Genomic DNA, 19,224 nt, shown 5'->3' with positions numbered 1-19,224 from the left:
CCGGTGGCCCCACCCGCCCAGGGCCTAGGATCTGCGCATGACAGAGACGGCAGCGAACGGGCACTGGGCGCCCGGCACACAGATTCTGTGGCGGTACCGGGAAAATGCCGGAGACCGTGTGCACATCTGCCGTCCCGTCACGGTCGTACAGGACACCGACGAGCTGCTCGCGGCCTGGCTGGCGCCGGACACACCGTGTGTGAAGCCGGTCCTCGCGGACGGCACACCGGTCCATCACGAGCCGCTGGCCACCCGCTACACCAAGCCGCGCACCGTGGTGCGCGACCGGTGGTACGGCATGGGTGTGCTGAAGCTGGCGCGGCCCGGCGAGCCCTGGTCGGTGTGGCTGTGGTGGGAGCGGGGCTGGCGCTTCCAGAGCTGGTACGTGAACCTGGAAGAGCCGCATACCCGCTGGTCAGGGGGGATCGACTCCGAGGATCACTTCCTCGACATCGACGTCTACCCGGACCGCAGCTGGCGGTGGCGCGACGAGGACGAGTTCGCCCAGGCCCAGCAGGACGGCCTGATGGGGCGGGAGCAGGCGCGGCTGGTCAGGGACGCCGGGCGCAGGGCGATCGAGGTGATCGACGCCTGGGGCGCTCCGTTCCGCGACGGCTGGGAGCAGTGGCGGCCCGAGCCGCACTGGACGGTGCCGCAGCTGCCGGACGGCTGGGACAGCGCCCCCTCGTGGACCGGGGCCCCGGCCTGATGTGTGCTGACCAACGCCGTGATCACAGGGGCGCCGACGCCGACGTCATGAGACCCTTGATGCGCCCCCGGGGTGCAAACGTAGGATCGACCTCCGGAACACCGCGGCCGGTCAACGGGTGCGCGCAGCGCCCGGCCTGACCATCAGTCACACCACGTCACACCGTTAGCCGCTACGACCGCAGGACACAACGACCGTGAGCCACAACGAGGGGGGTGGGGCAGTGCGGGAAGACTGCCACCCTGTCGAAGCGCTCGCATCGCACCACCGGCCCGGACGGACGGAATCCCACGCGTGACGGAGCATCCCCCCTCCCACGAAGGCCGGCAGCCCCTGGTTGCCCGGTCGCAGGAACGCACGCGGCCGCGGCAGGACGGGTCCGCCTCCGCCGTCGCCCAGCCCTCGGTGCCGACGCCCGCGCCCGATCCCGCGGCGACCGCGCGGCGCGAGGGTGACCGGCTGCGCTTCGTGGGAGCCGCCACCCGCCGGATCGCGCGCGGCATAGATCTGGACGAGATCGTGCTCGGGCTGTGCCGGGCGACCGTCCCGACGTTCTCCGACGCGATACTCGTCTATCTCCGTGACCCGCTGCCCGTCGGCGACGAGCGGCCGGTGGCGCCGTTCGTCCTGCGGCTGCGGCGCACGGACCGGCTGCGGCTGACCGACGAGGACACCGAGAACGGCGGCGGTATCCCGCTGCGGATCGCCGACGGGGCCCGGCTGCCGATCCTCGACCCGCAGTCCGATGTGATGCCGGCCGCCGAGCTGTGCCAGGTGCAGGCGGGCGGTGCGCTGTCCGAGGTGCTGCGGGGCGTGCGCCCCGTCTTCGGGGACTCGGCCGCGGCCCGCGCCGCGCTGCCCGAGCTGCTGGGCGCCGACCGCACCGTACCGACCGGGCATCGCGCGATCCTCGCGCCGCTGCGCGGCCGACGGCGGGTCATCGGCGCGGCGGTCTTCCTGCGCAGGCCCGACCGGGCCGCCTTCGAGCCGAACGATCTGCTGGTCGCGGCGCAGCTGGCGACGCATACGGCGCTGGGGATCGACAAGGCGGTGCTGTACGGACGCGAGGCGTACATCGCCGACGAGCTGCAGCGCACGATGCTGCCGGAGAACCTCCCCCAGCCGACGGGGGTGCGGCTCGCCTCCCGCTATCTGCCGGCGGCCGAGACCGCCCGGGTCGGCGGCGACTGGTACGACGCGATCCCGCTGCCGGGCAGCCGGGTCGCCCTGGTCGTCGGCGATGTCATGGGCCACTCCATGACCTCCGCGGCGATCATGGGCCAGCTGCGCACGACCGCGCAGACCCTCGCCGGTCTCGATCTGCCGCCGCAGGAGGTGCTGCACCACCTGGACGAGCAGGCCCAGCGGCTCGGCACCGACCGGATGGCGACCTGCCTCTACGCGGTGTACGACCCCGTATCGCACCGGATCACCATCGCCAACGCCGGCCATCCGCCGCCCATACTTCTGCATCTGGGCGGCCGCGCCGAGGTGCTCCGGGTGCCGCCCGGGGCGCCGATCGGGGTCGGCGGGGTGGACTTCGAGGCCGTCGAGCTGGACGCGCCCGCCGGCGCGACCCTGCTCCTCTATACGGACGGGCTCGTCGAGTCGCGGCTGCGTGATGTGTGGACGGGGATAGAGCAGCTGCGGGAGCGGCTCGCGGCCACCGCGCAGCTGACAGGTCCCGATCACTCTCCGCCGCTGGAGGCGCTCTGCGACGACGTCCTCGATGTCCTGGGCCCCGGCGACCGTGACGACGACATCGCACTCCTCGCGGCCCGCTTCGACGGGATCGCGCCGAGCGACGTGGCGTACTGGTTCCTGGAGCCGGAGGACGCGGCGCCGGGCCGGGCCAGGCGACTGGCCAGGCGGGCGCTGGCCCGCTGGGACCTGGAGGAGCTGAGCGACTCGGTCGAGCTGCTGATCAGCGAGGTCGTGACCAACGCCGTGCGGTACGCGGAGCGTCCGGTGACGCTGCGGCTGCTCCGTACGGACGTACTGCGCTGCGAGGTCGGAGACGATTCGCCGCAGCTGCCCAGGCAGCGGCGGGCCCGTGACACGGATGAGGGCGGACGGGGATTGTTCCTGGTCAACCGGCTGGCTCGGCGATGGGGAGCGACCCGGCTCTCCACCGGCAAGGTCGTCTGGTTCGAGGTCTCGACCCGGACATAGTCCGGACCGCGCACCGGGACAGAGTTGACTCTGATCCAAATGTTGCCGACGGGGTGTCGTAGAGGTTCACTGGGGCATGCGACCGATATGACCACTGTCGTCCCCCGGGTTGCCCCCGGTTTCCCGGGCCCTCTATCGACGGGAGGACCTCGTGACCGAGTCACCCCCCAAGACTCCGTACACGACGAATAACGTCGGCATCCCGGTGGAGAGCGACGAACACTCGCTCACCATCAGCCCCGACGGCCCGATCCTGATGCAGGACCACTACCTCATCGAGAAAATGGCCCAGTTCAACCGTGAACGGGTTCCCGAGCGAGTGGTCCACGCCAAGGGCGCGGGCGCTTACGGCGTCTTCGAAGTGACGAACGACGTCAGCCAGTTCACCAAGGCCGACCTTTTCCAGCCGGGCAAACGCACCGACATGCTGGCCCGTTTCTCGACGGTCGCCGGTGAGCTCGGCTCCCCGGACACCTGGCGTGACCCCCGTGGCTTCGCACTCAAGTTCTACACAGAACATGGCAACTACGACATGGTCGGCAATAACACGCCGGTCTTCTTCGTACGCGACCCGATCAAATTCCAGGACTTCATCCGCTCCCAGAAGCGCCACCCGGCCACCGGGCTGCGCAGCAACGACATGCAGTGGGACTTCTGGACCCTCTCGCCCGAGTCCGCGCACCAGGTGACGTGGCTGATGGGCGACCGTGGCATCCCCAGCTCCTTCCGGCATATGAACGGCTACAGCTCGCACACCTATATGTGGGTGAACGGCGGCGGCGAGCGGTTCTGGGTGAAGTACCACTTCAAGACCGATCAGGGCATCGGCTATCTCGCCCAGGCCGACGCCGATGAGATGGCCGGCTCGGACGGTGACCACCACCGCCGGGACCTGTACGAGTCGATCGAGTCCGGGAACGCGCCGACCTGGAGCCTGAAGGTCCAGATCATGCCGTTCGAGGCCGCGGCCGACTACCGCTTCAATCCGTTCGATCTGACCAAGGTGTGGCCGCACAGCGACTACCCCCTGATCGACGTCGGGCGGATGACCCTCAACCAGAACCCGGACAACTTCTTCGTCCATATCGAGCAGGCCGCCTTCGAGCCGTCGAACCTGGTGCCGGGCATCGGCCCGTCCCCGGACAAGATGCTGCTCGGCCGGCTCTTCTCGTACCCGGACACGCACCGCTACCGGATCGGCCCGAACTACACCCAGCTGCCGCCCAACAGGGCGCGTACGCAGGTGAACTCGTACGCCAAGGACGGTCCGATGCGGTACGAGCCGTCGAACACGGCGATGCCGTACGCACCGAACTCGTACGGCGGCCCCGCGGCCGACGTGGAGAGGTTCGGCGACCCGGCGGGCTGGGCGGCGGCGGGCGAGATGGTGCGCGAGGCGTACCGGCTGCACCGCGAGGACGACGACTGGGGCCAGGCGGGCACACAGGTCCGTCAGGTGCTGGACGACGCGCAGCGCGACCGGCTGGTGTCGAACGTCGCGGGCCACCTGGCGCAGGGCGTGTCCCGGCCGGTCCTGGACCGGGCGCTCCAGTACTGGCGGAACATCGACAAGGTGATCGGCGACCGGATCGCCAAGCGGGCGAACGGCGGCTGACCTGCCCCGCTGTACGACGCCGGCCCCGGCGGACGCGTGTGCGTCCGCCGGGGCCGGCGCTGCGTCCCGGTCTCAGCGCGTCCCGGTCTCAGCCGAGCAGCGGCGCCGAGTCACGGCGGGGAAGGCCGTCGGCGCCCGGGGGCCCGCCGCTCTCCGCGCCGCCGGGGCCTCCGGTGCCGTCCGGGATCCCGCCGTCGTCCGGCTCGGTGGGCGGCGTGACCGGCGGTGTCTCCTGGGGCGTCTCGGGCGCCGACTCGCTCGGGCTCTCGGTGGGGCCGGGCTCCTGCGACGGGGCGGTCTCCGACGGCGTCTCGCTCGGTGTCTGCTCCGGCGCGGTCTCGCTCGGCGTCGTCGTCGGCGCCGTGCGTACGGGCTCCGCGACGTCCAGGTCGAACCGCGCGTCGGAGCCGCCGTTCAGCGCGCCCAGCGTGTAGTTCGCCCAGATCCTGGCGGGGAAGCCGCCGCCGTTGGCGCGGCCCGAGTTGGCGGTGCCGGTCAGGGTGACCTGCCCGCCGCCCTCCTTGGTCGACTCGCCGAACAGCGCGACGACCGTGGTGAGCTCCGGGGTGTAGCCGGCGAACCACGCGGATTTGTTGTTCTCCGAGGTACCGGTCTTGCCCGCCGCGTCGTAGGCGGAGGAATCGGCCTCGGCGCCCGAACCGTTGTCGACGACGCCCTGCAGGACATGGGTCACGGTGTCGGCCGTCTGCCGGCTGACCACCTGCTTGCCCACCGGATCGGGCAGTTCGACCGTACGGTCCTTGTGCTCGGCGGACTTCAGAATCGTCGGCGTGATCTTCCTGCCGTGGTTGTCGAGGGTCGCGTAGACCCCCGCCATGTCCCACGTGGAGGCGTTCATCGTGCCGAGCGTGATGGCGGGACGCTCGGGGAAGTTCTTGTCCCGCATCCCGAGGTCCAGCGCGGTCCGCTTCACCTTGCCGGGGCCGACGTCGACGACCATCTGCGCGAAGACGGAGTTGATGGACCGGTTCATCGCGGTGCTGACATCGACGTCGCCGTAGTCGCGGTCGTCCTCGTTCATCGGGTTGAAGGGGGTGTCGCTGCCCACGACCGGCCGCTTGCTGGTGCCGTCGTACACCGTGCCGGTGTCGATCTTCCGGCCGTCCTGCGTCTCGGAGCCGTTCTCCAGCGCGGAGGCGAGCACGACCGGCTTGAAGGTCGAGGCGGGCTGGTAGTCGGAGCGGGTGGCGTTGGAGATCCAGTGCTGGGTGGCGCCCACGCCTCCGTAGAGCGCGACCACCCGTCCGGTCTTCGGGTCGACGGAGGTCGCGCCGGCCTGCACCGTGGCGTCCGTCGTGTTCTTCTTGCGGTCGATCTTGTCTTCGAGCTGCTTCTCGACCGAGGAGACGAGTGCCTTCTGCCGCTTCTCGTCGATGTTGAGGGTGATCGTCCAGCCGCCGGCGTCGATGTCCGCCTTGTCGACGCCCTGGCGGGCGAGTTCGTCATTGGCGGCCTCGACGAGATAGCCGGTCTGGCCCTCCATACCGGGGGCGGCCTTGGGCGCGTGCGGTACCGGGAACTTCAGGCCCTGGCGGACCGAGGCGTCCAGCCAGTGCTGCTCGACCATGTTGTCGAGGACATAGTTCCAGCGCTCGGTGACCAGCCTCTTGCCGGTGTCGGTGGCCGCCGCCCAGTCGTACTGGCTGGGGGCCTGGAGCAGCGCGGCGAGATACGCGCCCTGCGCGGAATTCAGCTTGGCGGCGTCGATGCCGTAGTAGGCCTGGGCCGCCGCCTGGATGCCGTACGCACCGCGCCCGTAATAGCTGGTGTTGATGTACCCGGCGAGGATCTCGTTCTTGCTCATCTTCCGGTCCACCTTCAGGGAGATCACCAGCTCCTTGAGCTTGCGGGTGACCGTCTGGTCCTGATTCAGGTAGTAGTTCTTGACGTACTGCTGGGTGATGGTCGAACCACCCTGCTTGCCCTTGCCGGAGAGCGTGTTCATCAGGCCGCGGGTCGTGCCCTTGATGTCGACGCCCGAGTCCTTGTAGAAGGTCTTGTTCTCGGCGGCGACGAAGGACCGCTGGACTTCCTTGGGTATCTGTTCGAGGCCGACGATCTCACGATTGATCTTGCCGGTACGGGCCAGGATCTTGCCGTCGCTGAACTTGTAGACATTGCTCTGCATCTCGGCCTGCGCGTTGGCGGTCGGGACGGGGACCACCAGGTAGATCACGAAGAAGCCGCCCATGGCGAGCAGGCAGAGGCCGAAGAAGGTGCCCAGCAGCTTCTTCGGCGTGAAGAAGCGGCGTATGCCGCCCTCTTTCGGCGCCCGGCGCGTTCCGCGCTGCCGGGCCTGTCGGGCTTCAGCTCGGCCCATCGCCGTGTCGCTCCGCTCTCAGGTCTCGTCGTCAGGACTCGTTCTCGTCGTCAGGACTCGCTCGCAGCTCTCACCCATCGGAATCAGCTCAGAAAACTAACACCGCTTGCTATGACAAAGGGCGCCGATCCGGTCTTTTGGGTCGTGACAATCAGCACCCCCTTCACTGGAACCGACTCACGAGAGCGCCGGAGGGTTGCGGCATCCGTTAATGTGTAATCACAATGCTAGCTACCGCCGGACGGCGGAACAGTGAGCGGAACGGGGAACGACCATGCCTTCCACCAGCACCACCACGCCGGACGACCTGCCCGAGATGCCCGCGCCACGGGTCCGGGAATTCTCCGCCCACAACATCGGCGGCGGCCTCGCCCTGCTGCTCGGACTGCTCGGCCTCGTGGCCGGCGTCGGCCTCGTCGTATTCGGCGCCACGCTCGCCTCGGCCGGTCCGAAGGCGGCGCTGATCGTGATCGGCGTACTGATAGGGATCGCCGCGTTCTTCGCGATGTGCGGACTGAACATGGTGGCGCCGGGCGAGGCCAGGGTCGTCCAGCTCTTCGGCCGCTACCGCGGCACGATCCGGACCGACGGGCTGCGCTGGGTGAACCCGCTGACCTCGCGCGCCAAGATCTCGACGCGGGTACGGAACCACGAGACCGCGGTCCTCAAGGTCAACGATGCCTACGGCAACCCGATCGAGCTGGCCGCGGTGGTGGTCTGGCGGGTCGAGGACACCGCGCAGGCGATGTTCGAGGTGGACGACTTCCTGGAGTTCGTCTCCACCCAGACCGAGGCCGCGGTGCGCCACATCGCCATCGAGTACCCGTACGACGCCCATGACGAGGACGGGCTCTCGCTGCGCGGCAACGCCGAGGAGATCACCGAGAAGCTGGCCGTCGAACTGCACGCCCGCGTCGAAGCGGCCGGTGTCCACATCATCGAGTCCCGCTTCACGCATCTCGCGTACGCCCCCGAGATCGCGTCCGCGATGCTCCAGCGCCAGCAGGCGGGCGCCGTCGTCGCGGCCCGCCGGCTGATCGTGGACGGCGCGGTCGGCATGGTCGAGGCGGCCCTCACCCGGCTCACCGAGCAGGACATCGTCGAGCTGGATTCGGAGCGCAAGGCCGCCATGGTGAGCAATCTGCTGGTCGTGCTCTGCGGGGACCGCGCCGCACAGCCGGTCGTGAACACAGGCACTCTCTACCAGTGACCGAACGCAAGCAGGTTCTCCTGCGACTGGATCCGGCGGTGTACGACGCCTTGGCCCGCTGGGCGTCCGACGAGCTGCGCAGCGCCAACGCACAGATCGAGTTCCTGCTCCGCCGGGCCCTGGCGGAGGCGGGCCGCCTCCCCGGCAACGCGGCCCCGATCCCCCGCCGCGGCCGCCCCCGAAAACCCCCCGAGCCAACACCGGACCCCACGGAAGCCTGAGCGCGAGGCCGGGGGCCCGAGCCCCGACCGCCGGCGAGTGAGCCGAAGGGGCGCGCCGCTGTCGAAAGGGAGAGCGCGCACAGGCCCCGAGGAACGAGGGGCCGAGCACGATCGACCGTCGACAGTGGCTTAAAGCGCCCCGGAGGCGAACCGAGCCCCAAAAAAGAGGGGTGTGTGAGCCGAAGGGGCGCGCCGCTGTCGAAAGGGAGAACGCGCACAGGCCCCGAGGAACGAGGGGCCGAGCACGATCGACCGTCGACAGGGGCATGAGCGCCCCGGAGGCGAACCGAGCCGCTATACATGCTGTGTATAGTCGGCGGCATGTCAATCGGGCACACCCTCCTTGGGCTCCTGGAGTCCGGACCGCGTCACGGCTACGACCTCAAGCGGGCCTTCGACGAACGATTCGGCCACGACCGTCCCCTCCACTACGGGCAGGTCTACTCGACCATGTCCCGGCTGCTGAAGAACGGGCTCGTCGAGGTCGACGGAGTAGAGGCCGGCGGCGGCCCCGAGCGCAAGCGGTACGCGATCACCGAGGCCGGTGTCACCGATGTCGCCCAGTGGCTCGCCCAGCCGGAGAAGCCGGAGCCGTACCTCCAGTCGACCCTCTACACGAAGGTCGTCCTCGCGCTGCTCACCGGCCGCAGCGCCGCCGACCTGCTCGACAGCCAGCGCGCCGAGCATCTGCGGCTGATGCGCGTCCTGACGGACCGTAAGCGCAAGGGCGATCTCGCGGATCAGCTGATCTGCGACCACGCGCTGTTCCATCTGGAGGCGGATCTGCGCTGGCTGGAGCTGGCCGCCGCCCGGCTGGACAAGCTCGCCGAGGAGGTGCGTTCATGACGCCCGCCGGCTCGCTGCTCGTGGCCCACGATCTGCACAAGACCTACGGCCCGACCCCCGCGCTCGACGGCGCCTCGTTCTCCATCCACCCCGGCGAGGTCGTCGCGGTCATGGGCCCGTCGGGGTCGGGCAAGTCGACCCTGCTGCACTGCCTGGCGGGGATCGTCCGTCCCGACTCGGGCGCCATCGCCTACCGCGACCGCTCGCTGACCGAGATGACGGACACCGAGCGCAGCACCCTGCGCCGTACCGAATTCGGCTTCGTCTTCCAGTTCGGCCAGCTCGTGCCCGAGCTGACCTGCGTGGAGAACGTGGCGCTGCCCCTGCGGCTCACCGGCACCCGTCGCAGGGACGCCGAGCGCACCGCCCTGGAGTGGATGGAGCGGCTGGAGGTCGCGGACCTGGGGTCCAAGCGCCCCGGCGAGGTCTCCGGAGGACAGGGCCAGCGCGTCGCGGTCGCCCGTTCGCTGGTCACCTCCCCGCGCGTCATCTTCGCCGACGAGCCGACCGGCGCTCTCGACTCCCTCAACGGTGAGCGGGTGATGGAACTGCTCACCGACGCGGCCAGGTCCGCCAACACCGCCGTCGTGCTGGTGACCCATGAGGCGCGGGTCGCCGCCTACTCGGATCGCGAGGTCGTCGTACGCGACGGGAAATCCCGCGATCCGGAGTACGCCCTATGACGCTCCTCGGTCACCGGAAAACTCCCGCGCCCGGCCCCCCGCCCGGCCCCCCGCCGGACCGCGCGCGCCGCGGCTTCGGCGGCCGGATCCGTGACCTCGGGCTCGGCATACGCTTCGCCGCGGCCGGCGGACGCGAGGGCTGGGTCCGTACGCTGCTGACCGGCCTGGGGGTCGGGCTCGGCGTCGCGCTGCTCTTCTTCGCCGCGTCCGTACCGCAAGTGATCGACGCCCGGAGCGAGCGGGTCAGCGCCCGCACCACCCCCAACGCGATGTCCGAGGCGTGGGTGCGGCCCTCGGACACGACCCTCGTGTGGATCGATGCCGGGACCGAGTACCGCGGCGACGCCGTCGGCGGTCAGCTGCTGCGTCCGGACGGCGCCAGGCCACCGCTGCCGCCCGGCGTCGCGAAACTGCCGGGCCCCGGCGCGATGGTGGTCTCCCCCGCCCTGCGGGATCTGCTCGGCTCACCCGACGGCGCCCTGCTCAAGGAGCGGCTCGGCCACCGCGTCGTCGGCACCATCGCCGACGAGGGGCTGCTCGGCCCGGAGGAGCTCTTCTACTACGCGGGCAGCGACACCCTGACCCCCGCCATGGGCGGCAACCGGACGGCCGGTTACGGCTCCGACGACGCACGCGAGCCGCTGCACCCGCTCCTGGTGGTCCTGGTCGTCATGATCTGTGTCGTCCTGCTGGTGCCGGTGGCCATCTTCATCGCCACCGCCGTCCGCTTCGGCGGCGACCGCAGGGACCGCAGGCTCGCCGCGCTGCGGCTGGTGGGCACCGACATCGCGATGACCCGGCGCATCGCCGCCGGAGAGGCGCTCTTCGGCGCGGTGCTGGGACTCGTCGTCGGGCTCGGGGTCTTCCTGGCGGCGCGGCCGCTGGCGGGCGGGGTACAACTGTGGAATCTGAGCGCCTTCCCGGCCGATCTGGTCCCGGTCCCTGCGCTCGCCGCGCTGATCGTACTGGCCGTACCGGTCGCGGCCGTCGCGGTGACGCTGGTCGCGCTGCGCTCGGTCGCCATCGAGCCGCTCGGTGTTGTACGGAACATCCGCCCCCGGCGCCGCCGGCTGTGGTGGCGGCTGCTGATGCCCCTCGCCGGGATCGCGGTCCTGGCCACGATCGGGACGGTCCGGGAGGGGAACGTGGCCGATCCGTACCCCATCGCGGCCGGCGCGATCCTGGTACTGGTCGGGCTGACCACACTGCTGCCCTGGCTGGTCGAGGCGGTCGTGTCCCTGCTGCGCGGCGGGCCCGTGCCCTGGCAGCTCGCCGCCCGCAGGCTCCAGCTGAGCAGCGGCTCCGCGACGCGCGCGGTCAGCGGTATCACCGTGGCGGTGGCGGGCGCCATCGCCCTGCAGATGATGTTCGCCGGGATGCACGAGGACTTCCTCAGGCCCACCGGCCAGGACCCGACGCGGGCGAACATCACCGTCTCCGCCTCGGCCGGTGACGGGAAGCTGGCCCAGCGGATGATCGACGACTTCCGCGGCACCAAGGGGGTCACGGCGGTCATCGGCACGGTCGAGAGCTATGTGACCCGGCCGGGCGCCGTGGGCCCGTACGGGATCCAGCCCACCACCACCCTGACCATCGGCACCTGCGCCACCCTGCGGGAACTCGCCGCGCTGCCGTCCTGCCGGGACGGGGACGCCTTCGTGTCCCATATCCGCGGGCAGAAGGAGGGCAACGACTGGGTGGACGAGACGGCCCGCCCCGGAAAGCCTGTCGATCTCAACACCCGCTCCGTGGACGACGGTTCGAAGCCGGTGCGGTGGACGCTGCCCGCTTCGGCCCGGACGGTCGAGGCCAGGACGGACCCCGTGGGCCGTGAGATCGACGGCATCTTCGCCACCCCGGGCGCCCTCGACCCGAGGCGGATGCCCCTCGCGTCGACCACCGCCACGCTCCGGGTCGACGACCGGGTGCCGGACGCCGAGGAGTACGTACGCAACACCGCAGCCCGGCTCGACCCGACAATGCGGGTGCGCACGGTCAAGGACGTCGAGCGGGACAAGCAGTACGCCAGCGTGCAGATCGGGCTGCTGATCGGCGGCACAGCCACGGTGGCGCTGATCGCCGCGAGCATGCTCGTCTCCCAGATCGAGCAACTGCGGGAGCGCAAGCGCCTGCTGTCGGTGCTGGTGGCCTTCGGCACGCGCCGGTCGACGCTCGTGTGGTCGGTGCTGTGGCAGACCGCCGTACCGGTCGTGCTCGGCACGGCGCTGGCCGTCGCGGGCGGGCTGACCCTCGGAGCCGTACTACTGCACATGATCGCCAAACAGGTCACCGACCCATGGATCTTCCTGCCCTTCGCGGGCACGGGTGTCGCGGTGATCCTGCTGGTGACGGCGGCCAGCATGCCGCCGCTGTGGCGGATGATGCGGCCGGAGGGCCTGCGGTCGGAGTGATCCGACGGCCGGGTGATCTGACGGCGGAGTGACGCAACGCGGGTGCCAGGCCGAAGACTCCAGCCCGGCACCCGCCGCCATTCCGGCCTCCTGGGCTCAGGCCCCGCATGTGACTGGCCTCACACCTCGCACTCACCTCGCGACGGACGGTCACAAACGCATAACGCGGGCGCCCGCTTGATCACCAGAGATGACCATACGGAACGCGCACGGCAACTACGCACAGCTTCCCCACATCTCCACCATGAACGAGCATGCGAAAAAACCACCTGACGCCCCGTCGGTGCACTCTTAAGCTCTCTCTGGCGTGCGGGAGTAAATCCGTTCTTGCTGAGTTTTCGCGCCACCTGTACGTGATTCGGCCAATTCGACGTAATGACAGGTGATATTCGGATGACCAAAGAAATAAAGCTCCTTCTGCGTTCGACCCTCGCCCTCCTCGTGGCGGTCGTCGGATGCCTCGCTCTGGCAACTCCTCAGGCCGTGGCGATCGATGGCCCGTCAGCCGGCGTCAAGCTCAACGCCGGGGCGAATGCCGATACCAGAGCCGTCGCGGCGGCGGACCCGCAGGCCGCCCAGGCGGCAGCGGTCGAGTGCGGAACCGGTTATGAACTCCGTTACGCGGAGCGGCTGCCCACCGCCGAGAACCGACTGGGCACTCTCTTCAGCTACACCAAGATGACCGGCTCGCGGTGGGACGCCTGTGCCATTTTCGACAACAACACCGGCGCCACCAAGTACATGAAGCTCAAGATATGCCCCAACACCGTCGGTGGCGCGTGTGCTCAGGACGAGGGCAATTTCAGTCAGTACGCGGGCCCCGTCCACCTCACCAACGCGATGTGCGGCGACATTACCGCGATCATGAAGAACACCTCTTCCTCCTCGACCTCGCTCATCAACGCGATCCGGGGAGCGACCGCCTGCAACTAAGGGCTGTCCCGCCCGGGCCGTGCTCTGCGATCCAGACACCTCGAAGGAGACCCTGAAGTGGACGAGAAGGTCCTTGCCGCGCAGAAGTGGGTCAACGCCACGTATTACGGAAAGGTTCCGCAGTACTCCCTGTGCCCGGAGACCGGCACCACCGGCTGGGCGACGATGTACTCCCTGACCCGCGCGCTGCAGCACGAATTGGGAATCACCACCCTCTCCGACAGCTTCGGCCCCACCACACTGTCGAAGCTGGCCGCTCGCGGCGACATCGGCTTCGACGAGCCGAATGCCAACATCAGGAAGATCGTCCAGCACGCCCTGTTCTGCAAAGGCTACTGGGGCGGTGACGGCGAGGGGACGTACAACATCGACGTGATGATGTCGGTCGCCTCGCTCAAGCGCAATGCCGGCCTCGACGACACGAACGGCTTGGTCCAGCCCAAGGTCTTCAAGGCCCTGCTCTCCATGGACGCCTATGTCCTCCTGACGAGCGGCTCGGAAAAGGTCCGGGAGATCCAGCGCTGGCTCAACGGCAGATACTTCGGCAAGTCGACGTTCTATGTGGGCCCCTGCGACGGCATCTATTCGCGGGACGTCCAGACCGCGCTCATGAAGGCCATCCAGTACGAGCTCGGCATCCCCGAGGACCAGGTCACCGGAAACTTCGGAGAAGGGACCAAGGCGGGCCTGAAGAACCACACCGTGGCCGAGGGAGACTCCGGCGTCTTCGTCCAGATCTTCTCCGCCGCCTGCGTCTTCAACGAGCCTGTCTACACCGGTTCCACGAGCTACATCACGTCCTTCAAGAGCACGTTCGACTCCTCCCTTCACACATTTGTCAAAGAGTTCCAGAAGTTCTCGAGCCTGGCGGTGTCGGAACGCGGCGACTTCGCGACCTGGGCTCAGCTGCTGGTGTCGACGGGTGACCCGGACCGCGTGGTCCCCGGGTGCGACACCCGGTTCACCATCACCCCCGCCATCGGCAGTGATCTCTACGCCGGGGGTCACCGTTATGTCGGACGCTATCTCTACCAGCCGCCGAACAGCATAGACAAGTACATCAAGCCCGGTGAGCTGGACAATATCTTCAAGGCCGGTCTGAACGTATTCCCCATCTTCCAGGACAACGGACGTCTCCTCTCGGACTTCGATTACCCGAAGGGCTATCAGCACGGGCTGCTGGCGCACGAGCGTGCCTCCTTCTACGGCTTCAACCGCTCCACCGTCATATATTTCGCGGTGGACTACGACGCGACCAGCGAAGAGATAGCATCCAATATCATCCCCTATTTCCATGGCGTGTCGGCCGCGCTGAGCAGCAAGGGGAAGCGCTACATACACGGCGTCTACGGATCGCGGAACGTGTGCTCGAAGGTCACGAAGGAGACCTATGCCCGGTATTCCTTCATCTCCGGAATGTCCTGGGGGTTCTCCGGGAACCTGGGCTTCCCCATGCCGACGAACTGGTCCTTCACACAGATCAAGGAAATCAGCAATATCCCGTCGGCCGACGGCCCCTACGACCTCGACAAGGACGCCCACAGGCCCGGCACCGACGAGGGCCAGAACAGCGTGAACAAGCAGGCCTCACCCGCCGGCCCGTTCATTTCCTACATCGAGATGCTGCACGGGCTGGCCATCGACTACGGGAAGGGCGACCCGGACCAGCTCGTCATGGAGTACGTCCGGCACCGCGAGTACGGAGACCTCTCGTGGTGGGCACTCATCGGCGACCCGGACGAAGGCTTCATCTCCTACGCCAACGAGCACGGCGCGTTCGTCTATGACGAATTCACGGATCCCTTCACGGGACACCTCATCGGCGCCGAGCACTTGATGGCGACCGCCAACGCCCATTACGTCAAGGAGCAGCCCTCCAGCAGCGACCGGGGCGGTGCGGGAGATGTGGGCGGCTGGGCAGGCGACCTCTTCACTTTCTACGGGGAGTGGCGGCGCGACAACAGCAGCTATCCGAACGGATACACCTACTGTCAGGACCGGCTCGGAAAGATCGGCGTGGACTCCACATTCGGGTTCAACGACCTGGTGGAGGACGCGGACGGCTATCTGATCGCCGAGCAGGTCCGCAGCGGCAAGAACATCGTCGCGGCGGTACGCGATCACTACGCGGGCAGCGGCGGCGTGCGGCGCTTCCAGGACTACTACACCAAGCGTTTCAGTGGGTCCACGGGAACGGCGACCAACTTGACGCGCTATATGCTGACCATGGAAATCGACCCCACCATCGCGCTGGGGCGCGAGTACCTCATCAGCAAGAACGCGGGCGGCAACGGCTCCGTACTCATGCCGTGGATGCTGCCCTCGGACAAGCTCACCGAATTCTGCCAGGGATTCGCCGACACCCTGAAGGACCGCGCCAGTCAGGAATCCCGGATGAAGGCACGCTATCTCGCCCGTCAGAAAGAGAGCCTGGGCGACTCCGCATGAGCAACGCCCCCGCAGCCCGCCGCGGCCGCGCGGAGCCCTCGACCTGGGTGAAGGGCTTGGCGCTCAGCATCAGCGTCGCTGTTCCCGTCTATCTCATGGGGGCTTTCGCCGGTTTCACGCAAGCGGCGAAAATCTGCGGGGTGGAGTCCGGAAAAGGACCGTCGAACCGGCCGGATTCGATAACACAGGACCTTTTCCCCCCGTCCACGGTCTGCGGGTGGAACGACGGAACGTCCGTCGATCTCGTGCCGTCCTGGATCGGCCCGGTGCTCTTCGTGTGCGCGGCAGCCGCCGTTGTCTGCGCCGCCATGGCCCTCCGTGCAGCCGTCAAGCATAAGAAGGAGCTTGTCCATGACTGACCCCGTATCCCCGGCTCCCCCCGTCGACCGCCGCCGCGTGCTCGTCACGGGACTGGGCGTCGCCGGTGGCGCGACCTTGTGGGCGAGCGGCATGAGCGGCCTCGCCACCGCCGCCGAAAGCGCCGAGTCGCCCGAGTCCGCCGCGGCCGTCACCGACAACGGCTGGCCGGTCGTCGAAAGACCGGCGTCGCACCGCGTCGAAGGGGCCGGCTCCCTGACCGTCCCAGTCCTGGACGGTGACGTCGCCACGGTGCTCCTGCATGTGCTCCGGCGGTTCCACTACGAGATCACCACGCTCGACAAGGGCGAGGTGACCGGCCACACCACCACCAGCCAGAAGATCACGGAGCCCTACGAGAGCAACTACCGCTCGGGAACGGCGGTCGCGATCCGGCCCGGTATGTATCCCGTTGGCGCCAAGGGCGGATTCTTCCCGAACGAGCTGACCGTCATCCGGGACATCCTCGCCGACTGCGAGGGCGTCGTCCGCTGGGGCGGCGACGAGAAGGTCCCGAAGGAAGGCCACTTCGAGATCGCGGTGAAGCCCGGGGACGCCCGGCTGGCCCGGACCGCGCGGAAGATCGCCGCCTGGGGCCGGGCGCCGGGCGGTGGCGCCGGTTCCATCGACGCCACCGCCTCTGAGCGGCGCCGCGCCGCCAAGGCCCTGGAGCGACGCCAGAAGGCCGCCTGACCGGCGCTCAGAGCCAGGTCCTGTCCGGCGGATCTTCGCGGGACGGGACCTGGACGGGCGTGGACGCCCTGGCGGGGAGCACTCGTACCGGAAGTGCCCTCAGCGCCTCCCGCAGGGCGTCCGCGAACGCCTCGAACTCGCCGCCCCGCGCCGCTCCCGTACGCATCGCCAGCGCGATCCTGCGGGACGGCGCGGGGTCCGCGAAGTACCCCGTCGACGGCTGGTCGTTGCGTCCGGTCTCGACCTGCACCGCCGTACGCGGCAGCAGCGTGACCCCCAGACCGCCGGCGACCAGCTGGACCAGCGTGGACAACCCCGCCGCGGTGGTCGTCACGGGCACACCGCCGGCCCGGCCCGCCTCCCGGCAGATGTCCAGCGCCTGGTCGCGCAGACAGTGCCCCTCGTCGAGCAGCAGCAGCGGCAGTTCCCGCAGCGCCTCGCGCGGCAGGTCCCGCCGCCCGCCCAGCTCGTGGCCGTCCGGCGCGACCAGTACGAAGTCCTCTTCGAACAGCGGCAGTTCGGTGATCCCCGGCCGGCCGAGCGGCACGGCGAGGAGCAGCAGATCCAGCCGGCCCGCCGCCAGCCCCTCCAACAGGGAGGACGTCTGCTCCTCGTGCACCTGGAGATCCAGCTCCGGATAGCGCTCGTGTACCAGCCGGAGCACGGTCGGCAGCAGATACGGCGCCACCGTCGGGATCACCCCGAGCCTGAGGACTCCGGTGAAGGGGGCCCGTACCGCCTCGGCCTCGTCCAGCAGCGCGCCGACCGCGTCCAGCACGGCCTTCGCCCGGACCGTGAGCCGTTCACCGGCCGGGGAGAGCAGCACCTTCCGGGTCGTACGCTCCACGAGCTGCACGCCGAGTACTTCCTCCAGCGCCGAGACGGCGCCGGAGAGCGCGGGCTGGCTCATCCCGATCGCGGCGGCCGCGTCCCGGAAGTGCAGATGCTCGGCCACGGCCATGAAGGCGCGCAGCTGGGACAGGCTGGGCTGTTTGCCCCGCTGGCCGGGCTGTCTGACGTGGTGCACGGCTGGTGTCGACGCCACTGATAGGTACCTCCGATCACGACAGCCGAGTCTAGCTATTTCTATGATCAATGTTCTCTGTGCCACCATCAGTGATGCGTCTCACCCCCCGGAAGCCCCCAAAAGGTACTTCCTCCCCTCGCAAGGAGTGCGTGTGCTCACCGTTGGTGACAAGTTCCCCTCGTTCGAACTGACCGCCTGTGTCTCGCTGGAGAGCGGCAAGGAGTTCGAGGAGATCAACCACAAGACCTACGAGGGCAAGTGGAAGGTCGTCTTCGCGTGGCCCAAGGACTTCACCTTCGTGTGCCCGACGGAGATCGCGGCCTTCGGCCGGCTGAACGAGGACTTCGCCGACCGTGACGCCCAGATCCTCGGCTTCTCCGGCGACTCCGAGTTCGTGCACCACGCCTGGCGCAAGGACCACCCCGACCTGCGCGACCTGCCCTTCCCGATGCTGGCCGACTCCAAGCACGAGCTGATGCGTGACCTGGGCATCGAGGGCGAGGACGGCTTCGCGCAGCGCGCGGTCTTCATCGTCGACCCGAACAACGAGATCCAGTTCACGATGGTGACCGCCGGTTCCGTGGGCCGTAACCCCAAGGAGGTCCTGCGGGTGCTGGACGCGCTGCAGACCGACGAGCTGTGCCCGTGCAACTGGACCAAGGGCGAGACGACTCTCGACCCGGTCAAGCTCCTGTCGGGCGAGTGATCCGGCGATGGCACTCGACGAACTGAAGTCGGCCCTGCCGGACTACGCCAAGGATCTGCGGCTGAACCTCGGCTCGGTCATCGGCAACAGTGAGCTGCCGGGGCAGCAGCTCTGGGGCACGGTGCTGGCCTGCGCCATCGCCTCCCGCTCGGCGAAGGTGCTGCGCGAGCTGGAGCCGGAGGCCAGGGCGAACCTGAGCGCCGAGGCGTACACCGCCGCCAAGTCCGCCGCCGCGATCATGGCGATGAACAACGTCTTCTACCGGACCCGGCATCTGCTGTCCGACCCCGAGTACGGGACGCTGCGCGCCGGACTGCGGATGAACGTCATCGGGAACCCGGGCGTGGAGAAGGTCGACTTCGAGCTGTGGTCGCTCGCCGTCTCCGCCGTCAACGGCTGCGGCCAGTGCCTCGACTCGCACGAGCAGGTGCTCCGTAAGGCGGGCGTGGACCGCGAGACGATCCAGGAAGCCTTCAAGATCGCCTCAGTGATCCAGGCGGTGGGCACGACGCTCGACGCCGAGGCTGTCCTCGCCGAGGCCGTTCCCGCCGAGTAGCGCCACACATACGCAGGGCCCCGTGGACATCGGCGGTTTCTAGGGGTTGTTGCAACACGTGGTTGGTCTGATCGGGCCGCGAGTAGTTTTTGCAGGCGCTCGGCTGGGGTTTCCCAGCCGAGCGTTTTGCGTGGGCGGTTGTTGAGTTGCGCGGCGACGGTGTCGAGGAGTTCGCGGGTGTGGGTGGCCAGGTCGGTGCCCTTGGGGAAGTACTGGCGGAGCAGGCCGTTGGTGTTTTCGTTGGAGCCGCGTTGCCATGGGCTGGCGGGGTCGCAGAAGTAGACCGGGATGTCGGT

Annotated in this window: 16 protein-coding genes and 1 pseudogene; 14 read left to right on the top strand and 3 right to left on the bottom strand. The window is 68.8% G+C overall.

Features of this window, described 5'->3' with window-relative positions; genetic code table 11:
* Nucleotides 1–37 precede the first annotated feature (37 nt).
* The 3 genes from fomD (at nt 38) to ACZ6MZ_RS04020 (ending at nt 4,496) form a co-directional block, all read left to right on the top strand.
* Nucleotides 38–709, top strand: a complete 672-nt coding sequence (gene fomD, locus ACZ6MZ_RS04030) for a cytidylyl-2-hydroxypropylphosphonate hydrolase (RefSeq protein ID WP_384181099.1) — start codon at nt 38–40, stop codon at nt 707–709.
* A gap of 294 nt (nt 710–1,003) precedes the next feature.
* Nucleotides 1,004–2,881, top strand: coding sequence for a SpoIIE family protein phosphatase (locus tag ACZ6MZ_RS04025; protein ID WP_469349673.1), 1,878 nt, complete (start codon nt 1,004–1,006; stop codon nt 2,879–2,881).
* A 151-nt stretch (nt 2,882–3,032) separates the two neighbouring features.
* Nucleotides 3,033–4,496: a catalase gene (locus ACZ6MZ_RS04020; protein WP_384181095.1), complete on the top strand. Its 1,464-nt coding sequence runs from the start codon at nt 3,033–3,035 to the stop codon at nt 4,494–4,496.
* 88 nt (nt 4,497–4,584) lie between these two features.
* Here the strand turns inward: ACZ6MZ_RS04020 and ACZ6MZ_RS04015 are convergent, their stop codons facing one another.
* A complete protein-coding gene (locus tag ACZ6MZ_RS04015; RefSeq protein ID WP_469349671.1) occupies nt 4,585–6,837 on the bottom strand; it encodes a transglycosylase domain-containing protein in 2,253 nt (750 codons plus the stop codon).
* A 274-nt stretch (nt 6,838–7,111) separates the two neighbouring features.
* Here ACZ6MZ_RS04015 and ACZ6MZ_RS04010 point away from each other — a divergent pair, with 274 nt between their 5' ends.
* From ACZ6MZ_RS04010 to ACZ6MZ_RS03970, 9 genes are all read left to right on the top strand, one after another.
* Nucleotides 7,112–8,047 (top strand): SPFH domain-containing protein, encoded by a 936-nt coding sequence (locus tag ACZ6MZ_RS04010; protein ID WP_384181091.1) that lies wholly within the window; start codon nt 7,112–7,114, stop codon nt 8,045–8,047.
* Nucleotides 7,993–8,268, top strand: a complete 276-nt coding sequence (locus tag ACZ6MZ_RS04005) for a type II toxin-antitoxin system antitoxin (protein ID WP_469350367.1) — start codon at nt 7,993–7,995, stop codon at nt 8,266–8,268. The genes ACZ6MZ_RS04010 and ACZ6MZ_RS04005 overlap by 55 nt, the downstream gene beginning before the upstream one ends.
* Before the next feature lie 321 nt (nt 8,269–8,589).
* Nucleotides 8,590–9,114 carry a PadR family transcriptional regulator gene (locus ACZ6MZ_RS04000; RefSeq protein ID WP_469349669.1) on the top strand — a complete coding sequence of 175 codons (525 nt, stop codon included), beginning with the start codon at nt 8,590–8,592 and terminating at the stop codon, nt 9,112–9,114.
* The gene (locus tag ACZ6MZ_RS03995; RefSeq protein WP_384181087.1) at nt 9,111–9,797 is read left to right on the top strand and encodes an ABC transporter ATP-binding protein; all 687 of its coding nucleotides are present in this window, start codon (nt 9,111–9,113) and stop codon (nt 9,795–9,797) included. Before ACZ6MZ_RS04000 ends, ACZ6MZ_RS03995 begins: the two co-directional genes overlap by 4 nt.
* Nucleotides 9,794–12,208, top strand: coding sequence for an FtsX-like permease family protein (locus ACZ6MZ_RS03990; RefSeq protein WP_469349667.1), 2,415 nt, complete (start codon nt 9,794–9,796; stop codon nt 12,206–12,208). Before ACZ6MZ_RS03995 ends, ACZ6MZ_RS03990 begins: the two co-directional genes overlap by 4 nt.
* 393 nt (nt 12,209–12,601) lie before the next feature.
* Nucleotides 12,602–13,141, top strand: a complete 540-nt coding sequence (locus ACZ6MZ_RS03985) for a hypothetical protein (RefSeq protein ID WP_469349665.1) — start codon at nt 12,602–12,604, stop codon at nt 13,139–13,141.
* 57 nt (nt 13,142–13,198) lie between these two features.
* Entirely contained in the window at nt 13,199–15,589 is a 2,391-nt protein-coding gene (locus tag ACZ6MZ_RS03980; protein ID WP_469349664.1) for a glycoside hydrolase domain-containing protein, read from the top strand.
* Complete coding sequence (locus ACZ6MZ_RS03975) at nt 15,586–15,948, top strand: hypothetical protein (protein ID WP_469349662.1); 363 nt, start codon at nt 15,586–15,588, stop codon at nt 15,946–15,948. The genes ACZ6MZ_RS03980 and ACZ6MZ_RS03975 overlap by 4 nt, the downstream gene beginning before the upstream one ends.
* Nucleotides 15,941–16,639 carry a hypothetical protein gene (locus ACZ6MZ_RS03970; RefSeq protein ID WP_469349660.1) on the top strand — a complete coding sequence of 233 codons (699 nt, stop codon included), beginning with the start codon at nt 15,941–15,943 and terminating at the stop codon, nt 16,637–16,639. The genes ACZ6MZ_RS03975 and ACZ6MZ_RS03970 overlap by 8 nt, the downstream gene beginning before the upstream one ends.
* A 7-nt stretch (nt 16,640–16,646) precedes the next feature.
* Here the strand turns inward: ACZ6MZ_RS03970 and ACZ6MZ_RS03965 are convergent, their stop codons facing one another.
* Nucleotides 16,647–17,600, bottom strand: a complete 954-nt coding sequence (locus ACZ6MZ_RS03965) for a hydrogen peroxide-inducible genes activator (protein WP_469350366.1) — start codon at nt 17,598–17,600, stop codon at nt 16,647–16,649.
* Between the two features lie 217 nt (nt 17,601–17,817).
* Here ACZ6MZ_RS03965 and ACZ6MZ_RS03960 point away from each other — a divergent pair, with 217 nt between their 5' ends.
* Both ACZ6MZ_RS03960 and ACZ6MZ_RS03955 read left to right on the top strand, forming a co-directional pair.
* Nucleotides 17,818–18,372: a peroxiredoxin gene (locus ACZ6MZ_RS03960; protein ID WP_384181075.1), complete on the top strand. Its 555-nt coding sequence runs from the start codon at nt 17,818–17,820 to the stop codon at nt 18,370–18,372.
* A 7-nt stretch (nt 18,373–18,379) separates the two neighbouring features.
* Complete coding sequence (locus tag ACZ6MZ_RS03955; protein WP_386878432.1) at nt 18,380–18,928, top strand: alkyl hydroperoxide reductase; 549 nt, start codon at nt 18,380–18,382, stop codon at nt 18,926–18,928.
* A 74-nt stretch (nt 18,929–19,002) separates the two neighbouring features.
* Here the strand turns inward: ACZ6MZ_RS03955 and ACZ6MZ_RS03950 are convergent.
* Nucleotides 19,003–19,224, bottom strand: a pseudogene (locus ACZ6MZ_RS03950) (IS30 family transposase); the annotation flags it as partial.

This window comes from Streptomyces sp. NPDC042201 (assembly GCF_055582185.1).
The sequence above is the reverse complement of the archived record's forward strand: the minus strand, read 5'-3'. Positions and strand labels throughout refer to the sequence as shown.

What these genes read in the sequence shown, in the direction of transcription:
- ACZ6MZ_RS03985 (WP_469349665.1), top strand. Translation starts at nt 12,602, where the DNA reads ATGACCAAAGAAATAAAGCTCCTTCTGCGTTCGACCCTCGCCCTCCTC.
- ACZ6MZ_RS03955 (WP_386878432.1), top strand. Translation starts at nt 18,380, where the DNA reads ATGGCACTCGACGAACTGAAGTCGGCCCTGCCGGACTACGCCAAGGAT.
- ACZ6MZ_RS04000 (WP_469349669.1), top strand. Translation starts at nt 8,590, where the DNA reads ATGTCAATCGGGCACACCCTCCTTGGGCTCCTGGAGTCCGGACCGCGT.
- ACZ6MZ_RS03975 (WP_469349662.1), top strand. Translation starts at nt 15,586, where the DNA reads ATGAGCAACGCCCCCGCAGCCCGCCGCGGCCGCGCGGAGCCCTCGACC.
- ACZ6MZ_RS03965 (WP_469350366.1), bottom strand. Translation starts at nt 17,600, where the DNA reads ATGGCCGTGGCCGAGCATCTGCACTTCCGGGACGCGGCCGCCGCGATC.
- fomD (WP_384181099.1), top strand. Translation starts at nt 38, where the DNA reads ATGACAGAGACGGCAGCGAACGGGCACTGGGCGCCCGGCACACAGATT.
- ACZ6MZ_RS04010 (WP_384181091.1), top strand. Translation starts at nt 7,112, where the DNA reads ATGCCTTCCACCAGCACCACCACGCCGGACGACCTGCCCGAGATGCCC.
- ACZ6MZ_RS03990 (WP_469349667.1), top strand. Translation starts at nt 9,794, where the DNA reads ATGACGCTCCTCGGTCACCGGAAAACTCCCGCGCCCGGCCCCCCGCCC.
- ACZ6MZ_RS04015 (WP_469349671.1), bottom strand. Translation starts at nt 6,837, where the DNA reads ATGGGCCGAGCTGAAGCCCGACAGGCCCGGCAGCGCGGAACGCGCCGG.
- ACZ6MZ_RS03995 (WP_384181087.1), top strand. Translation starts at nt 9,111, where the DNA reads ATGACGCCCGCCGGCTCGCTGCTCGTGGCCCACGATCTGCACAAGACC.
- ACZ6MZ_RS03970 (WP_469349660.1), top strand. Translation starts at nt 15,941, where the DNA reads ATGACTGACCCCGTATCCCCGGCTCCCCCCGTCGACCGCCGCCGCGTG.